This window comes from Bacillus sp. 11C (genome assembly GCF_055486375.1).
Genome location: NZ_JBUPVZ010000003.1, coordinates 15,578 through 34,067 on the forward strand (window position 1 = coordinate 15,578; position 18,490 = coordinate 34,067).

General features: G+C 43.5%; 24 protein-coding genes and 1 pseudogene. 6 read left to right on the top strand and 19 right to left on the bottom strand.

All coding sequences use genetic code 11. From position 1 onward, the window contains the following. Nucleotides 1-74 precede the first annotated feature (74 nt). Nucleotides 75-329, top strand: coding sequence for a hypothetical protein (locus ACY3LV_RS04890; RefSeq protein ID WP_087990434.1), 255 nt, complete (start codon nucleotides 75-77; stop codon nucleotides 327-329). An 82-nt stretch (nucleotides 330-411) separates the two neighbouring features. Here the strand turns inward: ACY3LV_RS04890 and ldcB are convergent, their stop codons facing one another. After that, nucleotides 412-1,233, bottom strand: a complete 822-nt coding sequence (gene ldcB / locus ACY3LV_RS04895; RefSeq protein ID WP_148961571.1) for an LD-carboxypeptidase LdcB — start codon at nucleotides 1,231-1,233, stop codon at nucleotides 412-414. 81 nt (nucleotides 1,234-1,314) lie between these two features. Continuing rightward, nucleotides 1,315-2,016 carry a purine-nucleoside phosphorylase gene (deoD, locus tag ACY3LV_RS04900; RefSeq protein ID WP_148961570.1) on the bottom strand — a complete coding sequence of 234 codons (702 nt, stop codon included), beginning with the start codon at nucleotides 2,014-2,016 and terminating at the stop codon, nucleotides 1,315-1,317. 200 nt (nucleotides 2,017-2,216) lie between these two features. Between deoD and ACY3LV_RS04905 the strand changes: the two genes are divergently transcribed. Beyond that, entirely contained in the window at nucleotides 2,217-2,342 is a 126-nt protein-coding gene (locus ACY3LV_RS04905) for a hypothetical protein (RefSeq protein WP_003241588.1), read from the top strand. A gap of 38 nt (nucleotides 2,343-2,380) precedes the next feature. On the opposite strand, the gene yodL is transcribed toward ACY3LV_RS04905, so the two are convergent. The 3 genes from yodL to ACY3LV_RS04920 form a co-directional block, all read right to left on the bottom strand. Next, nucleotides 2,381-2,695: a shape determination protein YodL gene (yodL, locus tag ACY3LV_RS04910; protein WP_087990437.1), complete on the bottom strand. Its 315-nt coding sequence runs from the start codon at nucleotides 2,693-2,695 to the stop codon at nucleotides 2,381-2,383. 60 nt (nucleotides 2,696-2,755) lie between these two features. After that, on the bottom strand, nucleotides 2,756-3,367 hold the full coding sequence (locus ACY3LV_RS04915) for a phosphatase PAP2 family protein (RefSeq protein ID WP_148961569.1): 612 nt from the start codon (nucleotides 3,365-3,367) through the stop codon (nucleotides 2,756-2,758). A gap of 79 nt (nucleotides 3,368-3,446) precedes the next feature. After that, complete coding sequence (locus tag ACY3LV_RS04920; RefSeq protein ID WP_003241581.1) at nucleotides 3,447-3,623, bottom strand: YozD family protein; 177 nt, start codon at nucleotides 3,621-3,623, stop codon at nucleotides 3,447-3,449. 121 nt (nucleotides 3,624-3,744) lie between these two features. On the opposite strand from ACY3LV_RS04920, the gene ACY3LV_RS04925 reads away from it, so the two are divergent. Then, on the top strand, nucleotides 3,745-3,888 hold the full coding sequence (locus ACY3LV_RS04925) for a hypothetical protein (RefSeq protein ID WP_148961568.1): 144 nt from the start codon (nucleotides 3,745-3,747) through the stop codon (nucleotides 3,886-3,888). Here ACY3LV_RS04925 and ACY3LV_RS04930 read toward each other — a convergent pair. The 13 genes and pseudogenes from ACY3LV_RS04930 to cgeC all read right to left on the bottom strand — a co-directional run bounded on the left by ACY3LV_RS04930 (nucleotide 3,885) and on the right by cgeC (nucleotide 14,274). Beyond that, a complete protein-coding gene (locus ACY3LV_RS04930) occupies nucleotides 3,885-4,565 on the bottom strand; it encodes a hypothetical protein (RefSeq protein WP_464863482.1) in 681 nt (226 codons plus the stop codon). The genes ACY3LV_RS04925 and ACY3LV_RS04930 overlap by 4 nt on opposite strands. A gap of 149 nt (nucleotides 4,566-4,714) precedes the next feature. After that, complete coding sequence (locus ACY3LV_RS04935) at nucleotides 4,715-4,939, bottom strand: YozE family protein (protein ID WP_148961567.1); 225 nt, start codon at nucleotides 4,937-4,939, stop codon at nucleotides 4,715-4,717. Between the two features lie 85 nt (nucleotides 4,940-5,024). Further along, nucleotides 5,025-5,303, bottom strand: a complete 279-nt coding sequence (locus tag ACY3LV_RS04940; RefSeq protein WP_333519497.1) for a YokU family protein — start codon at nucleotides 5,301-5,303, stop codon at nucleotides 5,025-5,027. Then, on the bottom strand, nucleotides 5,300-6,715 hold the full coding sequence (gene kamA, locus ACY3LV_RS04945) for a lysine 2,3-aminomutase (protein ID WP_148961565.1): 1,416 nt from the start codon (nucleotides 6,713-6,715) through the stop codon (nucleotides 5,300-5,302). Before kamA ends, ACY3LV_RS04940 begins: the two co-directional genes overlap by 4 nt. A 29-nt stretch (nucleotides 6,716-6,744) precedes the next feature. After that, complete coding sequence (gene ablB, locus ACY3LV_RS04950) at nucleotides 6,745-7,572, bottom strand: putative beta-lysine N-acetyltransferase (protein ID WP_464863483.1); 828 nt, start codon at nucleotides 7,570-7,572, stop codon at nucleotides 6,745-6,747. Further along, the gene (locus ACY3LV_RS04955) at nucleotides 7,550-8,866 is read right to left on the bottom strand and encodes a peptidase (protein WP_087990444.1); all 1,317 of its coding nucleotides are present in this window, start codon (nucleotides 8,864-8,866) and stop codon (nucleotides 7,550-7,552) included. Before ACY3LV_RS04955 ends, ablB begins: the two co-directional genes overlap by 23 nt. Nucleotides 8,867-8,873: 7 nt before the next feature. Continuing rightward, the gene (locus ACY3LV_RS04960; RefSeq protein WP_464863484.1) at nucleotides 8,874-9,527 is read right to left on the bottom strand and encodes a 3-oxoacid CoA-transferase subunit B; all 654 of its coding nucleotides are present in this window, start codon (nucleotides 9,525-9,527) and stop codon (nucleotides 8,874-8,876) included. Then, nucleotides 9,512-10,201 (bottom strand): CoA transferase subunit A, encoded by a 690-nt coding sequence (locus ACY3LV_RS04965; RefSeq protein WP_464863485.1) that lies wholly within the window; start codon nucleotides 10,199-10,201, stop codon nucleotides 9,512-9,514. The genes ACY3LV_RS04960 and ACY3LV_RS04965 overlap by 16 nt, the downstream gene beginning before the upstream one ends. A 6-nt stretch (nucleotides 10,202-10,207) precedes the next feature. After that, complete coding sequence (locus ACY3LV_RS04970) at nucleotides 10,208-11,542, bottom strand: aspartate aminotransferase family protein (protein ID WP_464863486.1); 1,335 nt, start codon at nucleotides 11,540-11,542, stop codon at nucleotides 10,208-10,210. Nucleotides 11,543-11,672: 130 nt separating this feature from the next. Next, entirely contained in the window at nucleotides 11,673-11,906 is a 234-nt protein-coding gene (locus tag ACY3LV_RS04975) for a YjcZ family sporulation protein (RefSeq protein ID WP_464863487.1), read from the bottom strand. After that, nucleotides 11,866-12,645, bottom strand: coding sequence for a GNAT family N-acetyltransferase (locus ACY3LV_RS04980; RefSeq protein WP_148961560.1), 780 nt, complete (start codon nucleotides 12,643-12,645; stop codon nucleotides 11,866-11,868). The genes ACY3LV_RS04975 and ACY3LV_RS04980 overlap by 41 nt, the downstream gene beginning before the upstream one ends. A gap of 28 nt (nucleotides 12,646-12,673) precedes the next feature. Beyond that, nucleotides 12,674-13,954 carry a glycosyltransferase family 2 protein gene (locus tag ACY3LV_RS04985; protein ID WP_464863488.1) on the bottom strand — a complete coding sequence of 427 codons (1,281 nt, stop codon included), beginning with the start codon at nucleotides 13,952-13,954 and terminating at the stop codon, nucleotides 12,674-12,676. Between the two features lie 61 nt (nucleotides 13,955-14,015). Next, nucleotides 14,016-14,274 (bottom strand): annotated as a pseudogene (gene cgeC / locus ACY3LV_RS04990) (spore maturation protein CgeC). A gap of 247 nt (nucleotides 14,275-14,521) precedes the next feature. On the opposite strand from cgeC, the gene cgeA reads away from it, so the two are divergent. Together cgeA and ACY3LV_RS05000 are read left to right on the top strand one after the other, a co-directional pair. Continuing rightward, nucleotides 14,522-14,908 (top strand): spore crust protein CgeA, encoded by a 387-nt coding sequence (gene cgeA / locus ACY3LV_RS04995; protein WP_148961558.1) that lies wholly within the window; start codon nucleotides 14,522-14,524, stop codon nucleotides 14,906-14,908. A gap of 6 nt (nucleotides 14,909-14,914) precedes the next feature. After that, nucleotides 14,915-15,868, top strand: coding sequence for a CgeB family protein (locus ACY3LV_RS05000; RefSeq protein ID WP_464863489.1), 954 nt, complete (start codon nucleotides 14,915-14,917; stop codon nucleotides 15,866-15,868). Between the two features lie 67 nt (nucleotides 15,869-15,935). Here the strand turns inward: ACY3LV_RS05000 and ACY3LV_RS05005 are convergent, their stop codons facing one another. Further along, on the bottom strand, nucleotides 15,936-17,084 hold the full coding sequence (locus ACY3LV_RS05005) for a phytase (protein ID WP_333560259.1): 1,149 nt from the start codon (nucleotides 17,082-17,084) through the stop codon (nucleotides 15,936-15,938). Nucleotides 17,085-17,455: 371 nt separating this feature from the next. Here ACY3LV_RS05005 and ACY3LV_RS05010 point away from each other — a divergent pair, with 371 nt between their 5' ends. After that, entirely contained in the window at nucleotides 17,456-18,481 is a 1,026-nt protein-coding gene (locus ACY3LV_RS05010; protein ID WP_333519510.1) for a nucleoside-diphosphate sugar epimerase/dehydratase, read from the top strand. The last annotated feature ends 9 nt before the right edge of the window (nucleotides 18,482-18,490 follow it).

Genomic DNA, 18,490 nt, shown 5'->3' on the forward strand with positions numbered 1-18,490 from the left:
CCCCTGTTTTCGTCCAACCTTTTTATCCTATCTATCATATGCTGATAGAAAGTCAGTATAGGAGGGAAACAATATTGGAGAGATATTACCATCTTTGCAGAAACCATCAAGGTAAAGACGTCAGAATTACAGAGAGAGGCGGGAGAGTTCACGTCGGCAGAATTACCCGTGTAACAAGAGACAGAGTTTATATAGCTCCTCCTGTCGGCGCAGGGCCTAGAGGTTTCGGTTACGGCTATTGGGGCGGCTATTGGGGGTACGGAGCAGCTTACGGTATTTCCCTCGGTTTAATTACAGGAGTGGCTCTGGCTGGTTTATTCTTCTGGTAAGCATAGAATCATTGTCTGACCAAATGCTAGATTCATCAGACACAATGAAGCCCGCTTACCAATTGTAAGCGGGCTTTCTCTTTTAGATTTTCTTCACTTTTTCAAAGTACTCTTCCAGCGTTAAATCATTGTCGTGGATGTCCTTTGCGGCCTTTTTGCCTACATAACGCAGATGCCATGGCTCATATTCATATTTCGTGATATCTTCTTTATTTTTGGGATAGCGAATGATAAAACCATATTTATAAGCATTGTCTTGCACCCATTTTCCGTCGGCCGTGCTTCCGAACGCTTCATTTATCTGAAAGCCATTACTCCGGCTCGAGATGTCCATCGCCAGGCCTGTTTGGTGCTCGCTTTCACCCGGGTAAGCGACCGCTTCCCTTGCCTTCTTTTCCCCTTTTAGGTTTACTTCATTGTTAAAAATGACTTTCTGTCTGTCATACGCACGGTACCCCGAGACAGCTGCCAATTCATAGCCTTCCTTTTTCGCAGCATCGAACATTGTTTTTAATGCGTCGGCCGCTTCCTTTCTGATGTAACGTTTTTGAATCTTTTCTTCAAAAGAAAACTCTACATCAGGTATAACAAGATCGCTAGGTTCATAGTTTTCGGGCAATGCGTATTGTTTATTGACAAGCGCGAGGATGTTTTCTGGATTTTGAATGGTTTCCAAACCGTCTACTTGTTTAATATCATTGAAATATTTGCTTTCCAATGAAAACTCACTGTCCTGAGTGTTTGCTTTTTTGCTGTCAGCTGTTTTTTGTTCTGTTTGTTTCGTTTCTGCTGTGGTTTTCGTATCCTTTTGAGCATCTCCGTTCGATATGCTGCAGCCGGCTCCGACGATTGCCGTTACACTCAGAGCGGCAGCCAGTGAGAACCATTTACCGGACTTTTTCATTTACATTACCTTCCTTTTATCAATCGTTTCCGCATTCATAAAGAAGAGGCTGCCGGCACCCAGCACGCCTCTTGATTTATTTTACTGTGATACGGAATGTAAAGCCACTTCTATCATATCATGAAATGTGGTTTGACGCTCTTCCGCTGTCGTTTCTTCTCCTGTTAATACGTGATCACTCACGGTGAGAATTGACAGCGCTTTTCTTCCGTGCTTCGCTGCTAATGTATACAATGCAGTCGTTTCCATCTCTACGCCCAGCACACCGTATTTTGCAAGCTTTTCGATTTGCGAATCGTCGTTGTAGAACTGGTCAGCTGTAAATACGCTTCCTACACTCACCGGCACGCCTTTATCCTTTGCGGCATCATAAGCATTTTTTAAAAGTTCGAAATCGGCGCAAGGCGCATAATCAATGCTTCCGAAAGCGACTCTGTTCATTTGTGAATCAGTGGAGGAAGTCATTGCCAAAATGACGTCCCGCACTTTGACATCTTTACGGATAGCGCCGCAAGAACCTACTCTTATTAGATTTTGCACATCGTAGCTTTGCATTAATTCATTCACATAAATTGAAATAGACGGAACGCCCATTCCCGTTCCTTGCACGGAGATTTTTTTGCCTTTATATGTACCTGTAAATCCATACATGCCTCTGACTTCATTGTAGCATTCTACATTTTCAAGATACGTTTCAGCAATAAATTTTGCTCTGAGAGGATCTCCCGGCAAAAGCACTGTATCCGCAATCTGTCCTTTTTCAGCACCTATATGTACACTCATCTCATATCCTCCTAAATCTAAATTATCATCCAGTCCGTTCATTTTACAACGAATGTCATGATGAGACAAACTTCAGCATTGATTATAAAGGAATATGGCGCAAAAAGAAATGTTCCGAGGCCGTTTGGGCACTTCCTGAGAAAAACGGGATAATCGAGGTGTTTATTTGAAAACCTAACCGCAGGAAGGAGGGATGAGACATGGGTAAAAAACAGCGCAATCGGATCACCGGCCAAAAAAAGAACAATCACATACCTGCAAAAGATGTCATTGCAGCTGAAGAGGCGCACGAGAAAGAGTATTCCGCTGCCAAACGCAAGCCTTAAACTGCAGAAAACTGCGGGTTTCCGCAGTTTTCTTTTTGTTATGTCGTTTGCACAATCAGACGATTGATTTTCCTCCATCCAGCGGGAAGCAGTTTGTAATATGTTTTCCCTTTTCTGCCTTCATCAATCAGAATCACGTCTCCTGTGGCCACAAATCTCGCGTCATAATCACTTGGAACGGTGTCAAATACATTAAACAAAGAGAATGCTCTTTTCAGCACGTCTTGATGATCGCTCCCGTTCAGTTCAGTTCGATAGACGGCTCTGTAGCCTTTTTTTTCGCCAAACCGGGGTGTTTGAAATATTGTCACGTCATAGGAACAAGACTTCTTTTTGAACACGGATAACATCATCAAGATCCCCTCCCTTTTATTTCTTTAACATATTGGCGTTTTTGCCCGGTTTTCCTTTCTCTATTTTTGTCGAAACCGCTTAATCTTTTCGTCAAAACCTTTTACTAGGAAAAACAGAAGCAGGCCGAGACTAAAGCCTCCTAACACGTCGGAGACAAAATGAACCCCCAGATAGACTCTGCTTATGCCGACCAAAACAGTGATCACGCCGGCTATGGTATATACCATTTTTTTATGTTTGGACAAAAACGGGAGATGTTTCACTAAAAAATAGGCAATGACAGGATAAACATAGGCAGCATTCATGGAGTGGCCGCTCGGAAAGCTGAAGGATGATTCATGAACCAGCGGTGCAAAATCAGGCCTCACTCGTTCAATCCATTCTTTTAAGATTTTATTTAACAGCCGATCTGCACCGAATACCAAGAACATCAATAGGCCGTCCCATGTTTTTCTGTAAAAAAACAGGCCCGCTCCAATGATCAGGATAAGAGGGAGGAGAAAAGAAGAAGCACCAAGGTGCGTGATCCCTGTCATGACATCATTAAGCCATGGGTGGCGGATCAAAATAGCCGCCCTGCTTATCGCTTCATCTGCAGATTGAACAGCATTTGTATGAATGGCCGCAGCTAAAAAAAGAAAAATAAGAAACAAGCTAACAGGCTTGTACAACATTTTAACCACCTCGATTTTCACAGAAGTCATAGAACACGAATAATAAAACCGGAGCAGAACACCCCGGTTTTAAGCCTCAATCATCTTCATCCAGCTCTTCATCTATCATACATTTTTCTATCAAATAATCAAAGGTAATATCAGCGATTTCAAACAGCTCATCCTCACTAGGTATGTAGCCCCGCCGCGCAAGCTCTCTGTAAAAAAATTCAGCGATTTCTTCCGTATCAATCACAAGATCTATTTCTTTCATCTCCGTACCGCCTCCTTTTTTATGTTTTATGAAAAAACAGGCTGAATTATACCCAGTGTTCTAAACAATTCTTTCAGTCATATACATTGAATAAAAAAACAAGCCATGGGAGGCTGACACTATGATTGCTAAAATGATGGAAGCACTGGACGGAGACAGATTTGATATCTTAATGGAAAAAACGCTCAAAGGAATGACGCATGTGATGATTTGGGGCTGTCTGCCTTATTTTTTATATGTCTTAATCCGTATGTTCTTAAACTAACTGAAATGCTCTTTTAAACTTTCCAGAACAAACATCATCATATCTTTATATTCTTCATCTCGAAACATTTCGTACAGAATCTTGTAGTCATTATAAATATCCAGAAGCTCATCAACAATTGATACAGCAAGGATGTGAAGGGTATTTTGATCTTCATCATCGCCTTCAAACTGAAGAAGAGCAGACGATGCGATATCTTCGCCGATCTCATGGCCAGTTTCTCCGACATAGTGCACAAACAACATCTGGTGTACAAACTGGTCCATTTCATATTTTCTAAGCACCAGTGTGAGATCCTCTTCCTCCGTTTCAAGCCACTCTCCATCCTTTAAACGGGTCAGCTCATAAATGATATCTTCCCAGCCATCTTCTAAATATCTCCAAATTTCTGTTCTGTGACCGATAATGCGAAAGAGTTCTTTTCCATAATCTTTCACATAAACGACGTCCCCAATAAGGAATTCATACTCAATATCAAGCTTTTCCATGTCGACAATGACACCCTCATAATCTTTGTACAGCTGAATGGACGATTCAAAGTATAAGACTTCATTATGATTGACTTCATAAAGATAGTGTTTATCAATTTGGTGTACTTTAGTGACGGTGCCGACTGTTCCATACATAATGACGACTACGATATCCCCTACTTGGAATTTCGGTTTATTTTGCTTCATGGTGTCTCCCCCTCGCCGCAACATTTCTCATACGCTATCGTATGCCGGGTGACGCCAATTCGCATGGGCATGAAAACCAAAGGAAATATCCAATTATGGTGTGGATGAGGACATAAAAAAATCCGCAATGATCTGCGGATAAACAGCTGCTATCTGCCGTGCACTTCAGCCTCGTATTGATCCCAAGCTTCATCAAACGTTGCCATCGTGTGCAGGTAATCAGCGCTCAGCTCCAAATATGAACTGATTTCATGATAATCGGTTGAGGTTTTCGGAAAGCTGTGATCCTCATACGCCTGATTGGCAAATTCACTGATGCTGTCCTGCGGCTTAGGATGTCTGTATTTCAATAAATAATGATAAAAGGATTTCATGGATTTCCCCTCCTGATGTCTGTCTTTTGTTGTTCTATTATACAGTTCAAGTGTAAAATTACAACAAAAGAAACCGAAACATCGTTCAGGAGAAGTCAAAATAGTTGCGTTTCAGAATCCTTTCTGTCTCCATGAGCTGTCGATAGGTCAGGCTTTGAGGCAGTTTTTTTGTTTGAATCAAAAGCAGCTGATCCTCAATCTCCTTTATTGTGGCTTCCTCCTGATAGGTCATTCCGCAGGAAGCACAAACCATGGCGGGCGTGTCTGTCAGTTCTATAGCTCTTGTTCCGTCAGGGAGCTCCCAGTACACCGTGTTCCTGCCGGTTACCGCTTCAAGCTCGCCGCACCATTCGCATGTTTTCATGAAGAATCCCCTCCGTTTTCAGCCTCTTTCTGTTTTTTCTGCTGCGCCAAAAATTTCTTTTCTTTTAGCTGATCTCTTTTCTCACGCCGGTCTTTTAATGTTTCATGCTCCGGATTCGCTGTGAACGTCTCTCTCCTCTTGATTCTGGCTACGTTTTCCGGTGTAAATGAAACCTCTTTGTCAGCAAAAATAGCACTCAGCCCGATCGGCTCCTTTTTGTCAGCGATTTCAGGGAAAACGGACTCAAAATAGGCGTCAGCCTGGTTAGGGATATAATTCTCCGGTTCTGGATATGACGTAATCACACCTTCAAAATTTCTTAAGATGACTTTGTCAGGGCTTTGCGACAATACATAGTTTGGCTGCAGGGCGATTTTACCTCCGCCGCCTGGTGCGTCAACGACAAAGGTCGGAACCGCATAGCCTGAGGTATGGCCTCTCAGCCCTTCAATGATCTCTAAACCTTTGGAAACGGGAGCTCTGAAATGCCCGATGCCCTCTGACAGATCACATTGATAAATATAATAAGGACGGACTCTGATTTTCACCAAGTCGTGCATGAGCTTTTTCATAATTGGAACCGAGTCATTAATACCGGCTAGCACCACGGCCTGATTTCCGACCGGCACGCCTGCGTTCACCAGCTTTTCACAGGCCTCAACGGATTCCTCTGTCATCTCGATGCTTGTGTTAAAATGGGTGTTCAGCCAGACTGGATGATATTTTTTCAATATCTCGCACAGATGATCGGTAATGCGCTGCGGAAAGACGACCGGCGCCCTTGTTCCGATTCTAATTACTTCCAGATGCGGGATGCTGCGCAGCTCCTTTAAAATGTATTCTAAAATTTGGTCATTGATCAAAAGCCCGTCACCGCCAGAAATTAAACAATCGCGGATTTCAGGTGTTTCCCTGATATAAGCAATCGCAGCATCTAGCTGTTTTTTAGGGACTCCCATTCCGATTTGTCCGGAAAAACGCCTTCTTGTGCAGTAGCGGCAGTACATGGAACATTGATTCGTGACAAGAAACAGCACACGATCGGGATAGCGGTGTGTCAGACCGGGTACCGGTGAATCTTCATCCTCATGGAGCGGATCTTCCAGATCGTATTTTGTTTTGTGCATTTCTTCAGAAAGCGGTACAGACTGCATACGGACCGGGCATCTCGGATTATCGGGGTCCATTAAAGAAGCATAGTAAGGTGTAATATTTAAGGGGATCGTTTTGGTAGAAATTCTGACGCCTTCCTCTTCATCCTCGGTCAAGTTAATCACTTTTTTTAAATCATCTACTGTTCTTACCGTATGTGTCAGCTGCCAAAGCCAATCGTTCCATTTCTCTTCCGGAACGTCCTTCCATAACTCGATCTCCTTCCAATGCCGTTTCGGTTTATACCATTTGCTTGCCAAATGAATTCCTCCTCGTGCATTATTTTGTCTTACAGGTGCTTGCTCCAAATATTCATGTTTTCAAGACCTTCGGCTATATAGCAGTTATTGATCAGCCTTCCGCCATACTGATAACCAGAACGGTACAACACAGCATTCATCCCAAAAGACGCAGCACGGGCGAGAGAAAACACGTGAAAGATTTCCTTCTCGGCCATTTCTTTTTCTAATTCCTCGATTAAAAAGCTTGTCAGCGAATGGCCCCGATATTCCGGAAGCACAGCGCAGTCGGTCATTTCTGCATGCCCAAGCTCTGGATTCATGTCTGCGCTTGCTGCGCTGATCAGGCGTTCATGATCAAACATGACATAATACATCGTATTTTCATTCATCGTCTTTTCAATATATGCGGGATCAAAAACCGGGGTCGGATACGTACGAAATACTTTTTTATACAGCATCGAAAGCTGGTACATGTCATTTGTTTCTGCTTTTCTCATTGTAAAGGATGGCCTGTTTTCAGTGCGGAGGTGAGGTACTGTGCGATATAAGGCTTCGATCATCTCCTGTTCCTTTATATAAGAATCGGTTTGACTCCGTTTTTCCGTGAGGTAACGGACCATGACACAAGCCGGATGGCCGAGATAATAGCCCTTTAAATAACCCTCCGGCGCAAACAATTGTTTGGCAAGCACAGCCACATCATGCTGTTTCGTATAGATGATAATTTTTTCCGCGTCCTCTTCTTTTGCCTCCGCCACGATATCAGGCAGGGCCTTCTCAATGGCTCCGTCATAACGAACGACTCTCATTCGTTTATTAAAGCTGTCATGGTCCAGAACTGCTGTGACACCGTTACTCTTTATCGACTTGAGCATCCTCATTCTCCCCCTCCCCGCCTGTATAAAGCCCGCACCAATCCATAACAAAAAGTGCAATAATTTTAGCAGATTCCAGCATGGCTTCAATCTCAATGTATTCATTTGCCTGATGAGCTGTTTTTGTTTCCCCAGGCCCGAAGACAATCACTGGCGTATCGCCTGCATGGTATAAAAGCCCTCCGTCCGTTCCCCATGGCGAGGCTTCGATGATGGGCTCTGTCTGTTTCATTTTTTGATAAGCTGATTGCAGTACTGAAATTAAAGGGTGATCATCAGGTAAATCATTCGGGAGCCATTGAGCGCCGAACCACTCTACTGTAATCGGATGGCGTTTAAACCATTCATCACGGTAATCTAAATCCTTCAGCCAGTTTTCCAATTCAAGTTTAACTGCTTCTGGTTTTTCATAGGGCGCAATTCCGCATCTCCCTTCTATGACGACACGGTCTGCAACTGAAGATGGCCATGCGCCGCCTGAGATGGTGCCGATATTCACCGGTACCGGTATTGGGACATGATCATACAGCGGATCTGAGATTCTCGCATTGCGGACTTTTTCCAGCTCCTGTATGGCTGTGATAACGTGCATGCTTTTTTCAATCGCACTTACCCCTTCATAGCGTGTGCCTCCATGAGCCGCTAATCCCTTCACTGTGATCCGAAACCACATCGACCCTTGCTGCTTGATAAAAAGTTTCATATTCGTCGGTTCCGGAATCAGCGCCCCGTCAGCCCGATACCCTCTCATGATGGCAGACAGTGTACCCGCGCCGCCGCACTCTTCATCTACAACGCTTTGAAACAATACATCTCCCTTCAATTTAACATTGCAGGCGTGCAGGGCTTCTAAAGCAAAAAGAAGGGCTGTATTGCCGCCCTTCATATCCGTTGAGCCGCGGCCGTATATTTTACCGTTTTCTTCGACAGCTTGAAACGGTTCATACTTCCAATCCTTCACGCTTCCTTCAGGCACAACATCGATATGACCGTTTAAAATCAGCGACCGGCCCCCGCCCGCTCCCGTTTTTTTTGCAACGATATTCGGACTCTCATCAAAATCGGAACGGTCTGATTTAAAATAGGGATGCTGTTTTAATTGCTTTAGGCTTGGCTCCCACACGTCAATGTCCATTTGAAATTGCCGCAGCTTCTCAAGCACAACGGCTTGGGCGTTAAATTCTGAGCCCAATGTGCTTTTTTCTCCAATCAGCCTTTTGAGAAGACGAATGGCTTTGGCCGAATGCTGATCGAGCCACCCGATTACTTTTCTCTCAATGTCTTGCATCCTCATTCCCCCTTTAAGAAAAAGGCATATCTATTTTGATTTCAGCTTCAGTCAGCCTCGTCACCTCGTCGATTGTCGAGCCATTCATCAGCTCTTTTAAAATGAAATGATGGGCTCCGACCTCAAGAACCGCTTTTTCAGTAATGATCAAATTCACACAGCCTGCTGCAGTTAGCGGAAGCGTGCATGTTTCTGTTAATTTAGGCCTTCCCTTTTGATCTGTATGACTCATGACGATAACCACTTTTTTCGCTTTTTGGGCCAGTTCCATCGCTCCGCCCATACCCGGCACCTTTTTTCCCGGGACAAGCCAATTTGCCAAATCGCCTGACTGGCTCACCTGCAGGGCGCCTAAAATCGTAATGTCAATTTTGCCCCTTCTGATCATCGCAAAAGACATCGTTGTATCAAAATAAGAAGCACCTTTTACAGCTCGGACAGGAAATCCCGCTGCGTTGCATAAATGTTCATCCTCTTTTCCCTTTTCAGGGCTTTCGCCAATGCCAAGCACACCATTTTCAGCCTGCAGCATGACCTGCATGCCAGGCGGCAAAAAGTTCGGCACCAAGGATGGGATGCCGATACCGAGATTCACAATCATGCCCGGCTTGATTTCAGAAGCGGCCCGTTTTGCGATTTGTTCTCGTTCTGCTATTCCCAAGCCCATTTCCACTTCACTCCTTCGCTTCTCACAACCCCCTCGACAAAAACCCCCGGTGTGACAATCATTTCTTCTGAAATCTCCCCCATCGGGACGATACGCTCAGCCTCGACAAAGGTTCTACTTGCGGCCATTGCCATAAGCGGATTCATATTGCGCGCTGTTTTGTCATACGTTAAATTGCCGAATTCATCCGCAATGTGCGCATTGACAAATGCAAAATCTGCCGTCAGCGCCTCTTCAACCAAATATCGCTTTCCAGCCACAGACACGATGTCCTTTTTTTCATAAACCATTTGATTCGCAATCCCGATGTCAGTTAAAATCCCGCCGAGTCCCGCTCCGCCGGCGCGAATTCGTTCTGCAAGCGTTCCCTGGGGTGAAAATTGAACTTCTAACGTCCCGTCTGTCATCTGTTTTCCCGCTACAGGGTTAGAACCGATATGCGATGCGATCAGGGTTTTGACTCGCTGATTGACTATAAGCGGGCCGATCCCTATTTCCGGAAAGCCGGCATCATTGCAAATGACAGTTAAATCCGTTACACCGCTGTCCAATATAGCTTCAATCAATGAAGGAGGCGAGCCGACTCCGCCAAAACCGCCAAACATTAGGACCGACCCGTCCTGAACACCTGAAATTGCTGTTTCGACGCTGATTGTTTTTTGAAATGGCGCCATTTAATTTCAATCCCTTTTCAGTTTTTTTTCGACCGCTGCAACTGTTTCTGAAAAAATTGATATGAGCTCTTCAGCCTCGCCGTCTGACATGGTAAAAGGCGGAGCAATAATGACAGCATCTCCTTCCCCGCTGTCTATTCCCGCTTTGGCAGGATAAACAATTAGTCCGCATTTTTTCGCTTCGCCGACAATGCGCTGGGTAACCGCCTGCTCTGGCGAAAAAACGTTCTTCGTGTTCTTGTCTGCTACAAATTCAACGCCTAATAGCAGTCCTTTTCCGCGAACATCACCAATGATGCCGCTTTGAGACGCTGCCTCAACAAGCTTCTTTTTCAGTACAGCTCCCTTTTTTTCTGATTGGTTGATCAAGCCGTGCTTTAATACATACCGCAAAACTTCCAGAGCGGCTTTGGCTGAATAGGGATGTGCACTGTATGTGTGGCCGCTCATAATCACACCTGAACCTTGTTTTATCGTTTCAATAATAGAATCAGATACAACAGCAGCGGCAATAGGCGCATACCCCGCGCCTAGCCCCTTCCCCAGTACAGCAATATCAGGAACGGTGCGCCAATGCTCTGTCGCGAGCATCCTTCCTGTTCTTCCAAGCCCTGTCATCACTTCGTCTGCAATAAAGAGCACTTCGTGTGTGCGGCATACCTCACTTAATCTCTCATAATATCCCGGAGGCGGGGTGATCGCTGCACCTGCGGCACCAATAATAGGCTCAGCCACAAAGCCGGCGATAAATTGGCTTCCGATTCTTTTGATCGCAGTTTCCAGTTCATCAGCGGCAGTCTGAACAAAGTCTTCATCCGTTCCATGATTCCGCCGATACATATGAGGAGCTGAAATAGCGGGATAGCGTTCAATGAGATGGGTGAAACGGTATCTCCTTTCATAAAAACCAGATAATGAAAGCGCTCCCAAAGTTATTCCGTGGTAACTGCTCCACCGAGACAAAAAGATGGATTTTTGTGTTTGCTTTTTTTCCTGCCAATACTGAATGGCGATTTTCATCGCTGTTTCTATGGCTTCTGATCCGCTGTTGACAAAAAAAGACCAATTCACATCTCCCGGCAGCTCCTGCGCCAAGAGAGCGGCTAATTGCTCGGCAGGCTCGCTTGTAAACTGCGAGCGGTAAGCAAAAGACACTTGATCAAGCTGTTCTTTCAGCCTCTCAGTCACATCACGAACCCCATGGCCGATATTGCATGTCACCGCACCTGATGAGCCGTCAAGATATCTTTTTCCGGTCTGATCATAAACATATGAACCCTTCGCATAACTGACAACCGGATAGGCCGAACTAAGCTCCGGCTTAATCAAATAACTGCTCATGCTCCCACCTCAACAAACCTTTTAACATATTATATGAGTGTCCAAATTGCGGCATGACGTCCCCGCAAAAACTTTTCACACAAAAAAGAGCCTTCCTTAATATGGAAAGGCTCTTTTGGAATTTCGCCCTCTAGCAAATAAAAGCGGCTCCGACAATAATTAATAAAATGAACAAGACAACAATCAATACAAACGTATTTGTCCCGCAGCCAAATCCGTAACCGTATCCAGGGTATCTATGCATGATGTTTTCATCCTTTCTTATCACGATATACGGCATTTTATGCGGGCCAAGTCCCAAATGGTTTGTGCAAACGCCTATTTCATGTAAGGAAATAATGAAAAACAGTATGCACCCGCTCATATTTTTTAAACGTCAGCTTTTCGTAAAAACGGGTTGCACCGTCAGTGCTTGTAGCCACTAAATAGGCTGCTTCCATTCCTAGTGATTTGGCAATGGACAGCATTTCTTTCACTAAGATACTGCCATAGCCCTTTCTTTGAAACTGATCCAAAATGGCAACTTCTTCAATTTTAGCCGTTTTTTCTTGCGGATGAATGAACAGCTCTCCGCATCCAATGGGAATCTTCTGTGATGGGTCGCTGTAACAAACAACAAGGATGATCGTCCCCGCTTCATAAAAGGGATATTTTCTTTTTAATTTTTGTTCAGCGATCGCTTCGCCAATATAAATGGAATCATAAATTTTCATGATAGATGATCCATCGCTGAAGCTTTTTGCCGTTCCCCATGCCGTTAACGGATGTCCTATCTGCCCTTTCCAGTCACTAAGCTTCATGTCATACAACAGCTCATCCTCGACAACAAACCCGCTTTTGACAAGCGATTGCTTCAAACCGAGCGGAAAAACATGCTGAGGCGACGCTTTTAAATGGAGATAATTCGCATTAAGCAGCTTTGGTACGGATGGCAAAAAGTCCAGTAACCGCTCTAACGGAAACGTATCATGAAGCTGAACAAAGTTATGAGAAAAAATTTGCGGAAGCTTCGGATCTTTATATACGCTGTAATGATCAAACGATGCCGATTCAGACGTTAACAATATATATTGCTGTTCCGTTTTTGAATAATGTCCTGTCATGAACGTCTCCTTTTTATGACCTATGCTTTTACTCAGTTGCAATATTCAAATTCTTTATAATCTCATCGTACACTGGATAAAACGGCTTTCCAATTGGAAATTGCTGAATATTTCGGAAAGAAGCGGAGATTGGCTTATGATGTAAAAAGAATTTCCTTACTACTTGTTCACGAATCGGATGAAAGACGCCGTTTAGAAACAAAAACGGCTCGCGTTCTATGAAAAAAAGCCTTCGGCCAGGCGGATTTTCGATCAAACCAGATCGTTCCCGCGTAATTGGCAGCCCTTCCGGCAGCGCCTCCAGTTCTTCTTTTTCAATGGTCAATATGTCTTTTCTTTTAAATTGATAAAACTGAAAAGCATACTGACCCAAAATCCGTCTTTTTTTTCCGGCTTCGATATAGAATATTGCAGGATGACCAGCTTCCTTTACTAAAATATAATTCGGAATCTTTAAAATGTTTCCAATTTTATATTGGAATAAATACGGGTCTGGAACGGCCACAGTCCGATTTAGATACACCGAATCCCACCTTTCCCCGACAGGATGCCTCACACCCTGATCAATAAAATATACGTTTTGACCTGAACCCTTTACAAAAGATCCGTCAATCAAATCGGCGGGCAGAAACCGATACGCATTTTGAAATGAATCGGGGGTTTTATAGGTTGTATCTAATACTTCATTTATCGGCAGAAATGGAGCAAAGTTGTTGATTCTGGCCCAAAAAATTGAGTCGCCATGATTCCAATGCTTCATATCATCGTCCCAATAACTTCCATATATATGGTGAATACGATCAAGTAATGAACGGCGATGCATAACTGAGCAATGATCGACTTGAAAAGCGGCCTGATGAAGCACTTCATTGGCATTTCTATAGAAATGGGAGATTTCCTCTCCCCTTTCGTTTACTCGTACAACTTTTTGTTTTGAATAAACGGCCTGCGCCTCAGGATTATGTGAAAACATCTGCACCATACGGCTCAGCCGCTCAGGATGATACACAGTGTCATCAGTGAGATAGGAAATGTAATCGCCGTCGGCAAATGGGAGCGCTGTGTTTATTAATGTGGCATAACGGGTTGTTTTTAATCGATCTGCAGGATGCACGAAACTATTTTCATAACAAATGCGGGGGTCATGAAGGTACTTGTGAATCACCGCAGTTATTTCTTCATTAGAATGATCATCCATGATAAAAAGCTCCCAAAGATCATACGTTTGCTTTATGACGCTTTCGATCGCTTTTTGCAGATAAGCAGGTTTGTTATAACTCGTTAAAATAATGGACACTTTCTCTCCCATCTATACAGCCCCCTGTTGCAAACATTAAAACGGCTCCGCACAAGCAGAGCCTCTGTCATCATTAAAAAGCATCCCAGCTTACAATACTTGAGAGTGCGACATGAGATCTCGTATGATTTAACGGGTTTTGAAAATAACCAAATCAGTCAGAACCTCTTTTACGATGACGTTTTGAAGCGTATCTCCATTCAACAGATGAAATGTTGATACCGGTACGCCAAGCTCTTTTGCAAATACGAGCTGGCGTCTGAGATCAGATGGATTTGTTCAGTAGCCGATTGACGAATAAGCAAAATCAGCAAAAGCGAAATAAAATGCAGTTCATCTTGATTTTCTTCTTGATTCGCGTGTTTCTCTCAATCCAAACAATCGCTGACCTTTATACTCTCTGTTTCACAATATGAACTGACTTCGATTTGTGGTATAGGCTATATCCACTCTTTTAAAAAATCAGCATTTTGCTTAAATATATGAAAAATAGGTCAGGTACGGCGTTCGACTCATACCAAATGGCAGCCATAAGAATATGATTAACGTGAGTTCACTATTGAATAGGAGGTGTATGTGATGAGCTCTGAAAACGCCCAATTAAAAAAGGATTTGATTAAGACCCTTTTAAGCCCTTTATTCTCAACAGAAGGAGGAGTAAACGTGGATAATAATCTTAAAGAATTGCTTGAAGCTGCGATCGATCAAAAAGTAGATCAAAGTGAAATGATTACGGCTGAATCTACTTCCCTTCCGGCAAGGTGGATTTTTGCCAGAATTACGCCAGGCACTACGATCAGCATTGTGACTGATTCGGGTGATATGATCGGTCCGGTTGTCTTCGTTGCTTTCGACCAAATTCACGGTATCGTATTTGTAACACAGGAAAGCTCCGTTACCCCGGAAGGCCAAGCTACAACATTAATTGATGTAGACAAAGTAGAAAGTGTTACGTTCTTTTCATAAGATCTGATGAAAGTTTTGTATATCCAGTCGGGATACGGAGGAATATACAGATATTTTGACCGCTGGGCTGAAGAATGTTTTCTTAATACTCATACAGAGTACATGTCTGCAGATACACTGGAAGCAGAATTTCTAATAAAGGCTGAAAAGTTCCAGCCGGACTTCGCACTCATGATGGTTGGAGACCGTGTTCCCCACGACTGGCTGACCTGGTTAAAGGATAAGGGTATTCCTGTGTTTGTTTGGCTGACCGAAGACCCATTTTATATTGATATCAGCCTTCGGGTGATAAAGCACGCTGACGCCATATTAACGATTGAACAAAATGCCGCTCTTTATTATCGGGAGCTCGGCTGCCAGAACGTCTACTATGTTCCGATTCCAGTTAATCATCGGCTGTTTAAAAAAATGGACACAGAACATTCTTTTCATTCAAATCTGCTTATCATCGGCTATCCTTATCCTAATCGGGTTCAGCTTATGAAAGAAGTGGTACATCTGCCTTTCACCGTTCGGGTAATCGGAAAGGAATGGAGAAAATACCTGCCTAAAAAAGTGCTCAAACAGCCGCATATTGATATCGTCAGCACATGGGTTCCACCCGAACAGGCCGTTCATTATTATAACGGGGCAGATATCGTGATCAATGCGCATCGGCCCTATCATTTTGCTTTCAATAAAAATAATATCCGCATCAAAAACGCCAGTTTTAATAACCGGACGTTTGATATCGCTGCATGCGAAGCATTTCAATTAACAGATTTACCCGCGGCACATCCTTTTTCATCCTTTATTTCTTATCACAGCATCAACGACTTTAAGGAAAAAGCCGCTTTCTATATCAACCATCCTGAGGAACGGCAAAAAGCTGCAGCATCCAATTACAAAGAGACCGTACCCGCCCTTAAGTTTGATGAGCTTCCTGCAAAACTAAAGGCGATTCATCTGGCGCTTACTTGAAAAATCGTTCATTGTTATGAACGATTTTTTCATTCACAGAAAAAAGCAGCTGAATGAGCTGCTTTTTTTAGCCGTCAGAACGGTCCCTCATCTTCCTCGGATTCACCTGTTTATGAAGGTCAGGCTTTTCGCCTAGATGCTGTGCTATCTGTTTCCACGACACAATTTTGAAATTTTGATTGACTGCTTGTCCATTGTCAATATTTTCACCGTCCTGCGCGACAAAAATCCCGTACGGATATTTTGGGCCAAGTCCGAAACCGAGAACATCAATACCGTCCGTATCACTAGTACCGTCTATCTTTTCGCCATCTGCAATGTCAAAGTTGGCTACAAAGCGATTGCTTCCCTGCCGTTCATACATTGCATAGCTGTTATTTCCTTGACTTGAGGCCATGAGATATCCTTTGCCGTCTGGCGCATAATAGATCGTCAGTCCTTCAATATCAGCTGTCAAACGTTCTCCTGTCGCACGGTCGACAACCTGCCCCTTTGATCCTCCGTCTGGCTCAGCATTAAATTTCCAGATGGCTTCGTTTTCCTCTGCTATATACAGGTTCCCGTACTCATCATCCGCAACAAGGCCTTCAGTCTGAGAATTCAATTTAAATTCACGCACTTTTTTCCCTGTTACATAACCCTTTCCATTGTCAACAATTTCATATTGCTCAAATTCTCCTTGTTTGCCTGTCACTAATGCGTAAAATGCTCCTGTTTTCTGGCTGTGATACAGGCTGAAGCCGTATACCTCAGAAATATCAGTTGAAATCGGATGGTTTGGGTCTGTAATGCTTTTCAACTTTCCTTTATCCCCGTCAATTTCATATACTTCGATTGTATTTTTTCCTTTAGACCGGTTTGAGGCGGCAGCAATATCAATTTTTTCTCCGTTCAATGGAAATTGATAACGCAGATCGACATTATTGAGCTTGCCAAACTCGTAAGATTGGAGCTGTTTGCCGTTTAAATCATACACGACTAGTCCTGACTTCTTATTTGTCGTAATCAACTTGCTATTTTCCGGATGCTTGTCATGAACCCAAATGGCCGGGTCATCTGCTGCGTCCTCGCCAGAAGCGACAGGATTTGTCTCCGTTTGCGCCGTCACTTTAAAATGATGTTCCGCTTTCACATGATGAGCCGATACCGAGTTAGTTGTCAGGCTAAGCAATAAACCCGCAGCAGTGCTTAGCAGCATTGTTTTTGAAACCTTCAATTTGGTCCCCTCCTTTTAATCACTATCACTCCTTATTGTAAAATATATACAGTCGTTTAATAGAGAGGAAAATGAACCTTTTTTTATAGTTTTTCTGACTCATAAATCACTTCCCCCCTAAGAAGTACGTGAAATGACTCCGTCAAATTTACTTTTGAGGTGCGAAATAAAACCAAAGTGAATATTTAGTACATTGTTTATGTAGTTTTATATTTTGTCTGTTACGTCTATTTTTCCATTTTCTATTAAAAAAGAACACTTTGTGACATGATCATTCCCCTAAATTTTGTTTTATTGGTTGCTTTCATTAACTCGATTACAAAGTTGAACATATGATGCATGGTAGAGAAACGAGAGTTGGAGGATAAGCCATGCCTAAACAGCAAACAGCAGAACTAGAACCGTTTTTCCATAACAAAACAGTTTTAGTCACTGGCGGAACAGGTTCAATCGGGAGTCAAATTGTCAAACGCCTTTTGCTGCTAACACCGAAACAGGTGATTGTATTCAGCAAAGACGACAGTAAACAGTATGTCATGAGTCAAAAGTATGCGGAGGATAAGCGGCTTTCATTTGTGCTCGGAGATGTGCGCGATCACAGAAGGGTGAATCAGGTGATGAAAGGCGTGGATATCGTCTTCCACGCAGCTGCGCTGAAACAGGTTCCGACATGTGAAGACCATCCATTTGAAGCGATCCAGACCAATCTCATCGGCGGACAGAATGTGGTGGAGGCCGCCCTATTACACCGGGTCCAGCATGTCATTAATATCAGTACCGATAAAGCTGTATCTCCTGTGAACACAATGGGTGCCACCAAGCTGTTATCTGAAAAGCTGTTTCATCAAGCAAACCGCCACGTTCAAAACAGAGGAACCGTGTTTTGTTCAGTCCGCTTCGGAAATGTTCTCGGCTCAAGGGGTTCGGTCATTCCAATTTTATTTGAACAGATGATGGAGGGTGAACCGCTAACCATCACTGACAAAAACATGACCAGATTTTTCATGTCAATAGACGATGCGGCTACACTGACATTGCAATCAGCTGCTATTACAAAAGGCGGAGAAACTTTTATTTTTAAAATGGAATCACTGAAACTTGAAGAACTGATCCATGGATTTGAAGAATATGCATCGCAACACGGGCTCCCGCAGCCGTCTGCGGTAGAAGTCGGCAAGCGTTCAGGTGAAAAGCTTCACGAAGAATTAACATCCCCTCATGAAATTGATTCTCTGTATGAATGGGGCAATCTTTATGCGATTCTTCCAGAACCTGAAAAACATCCTGATTTTCGCAAAGTCCATCTGTCTGGATATCAATCAGATCAAGCCCCACTCATCACAAAAGACAGAATTGCCCAGATTATTGAGAAATTACACCAAGAAAAAAAGGCATAAAAACAAGCC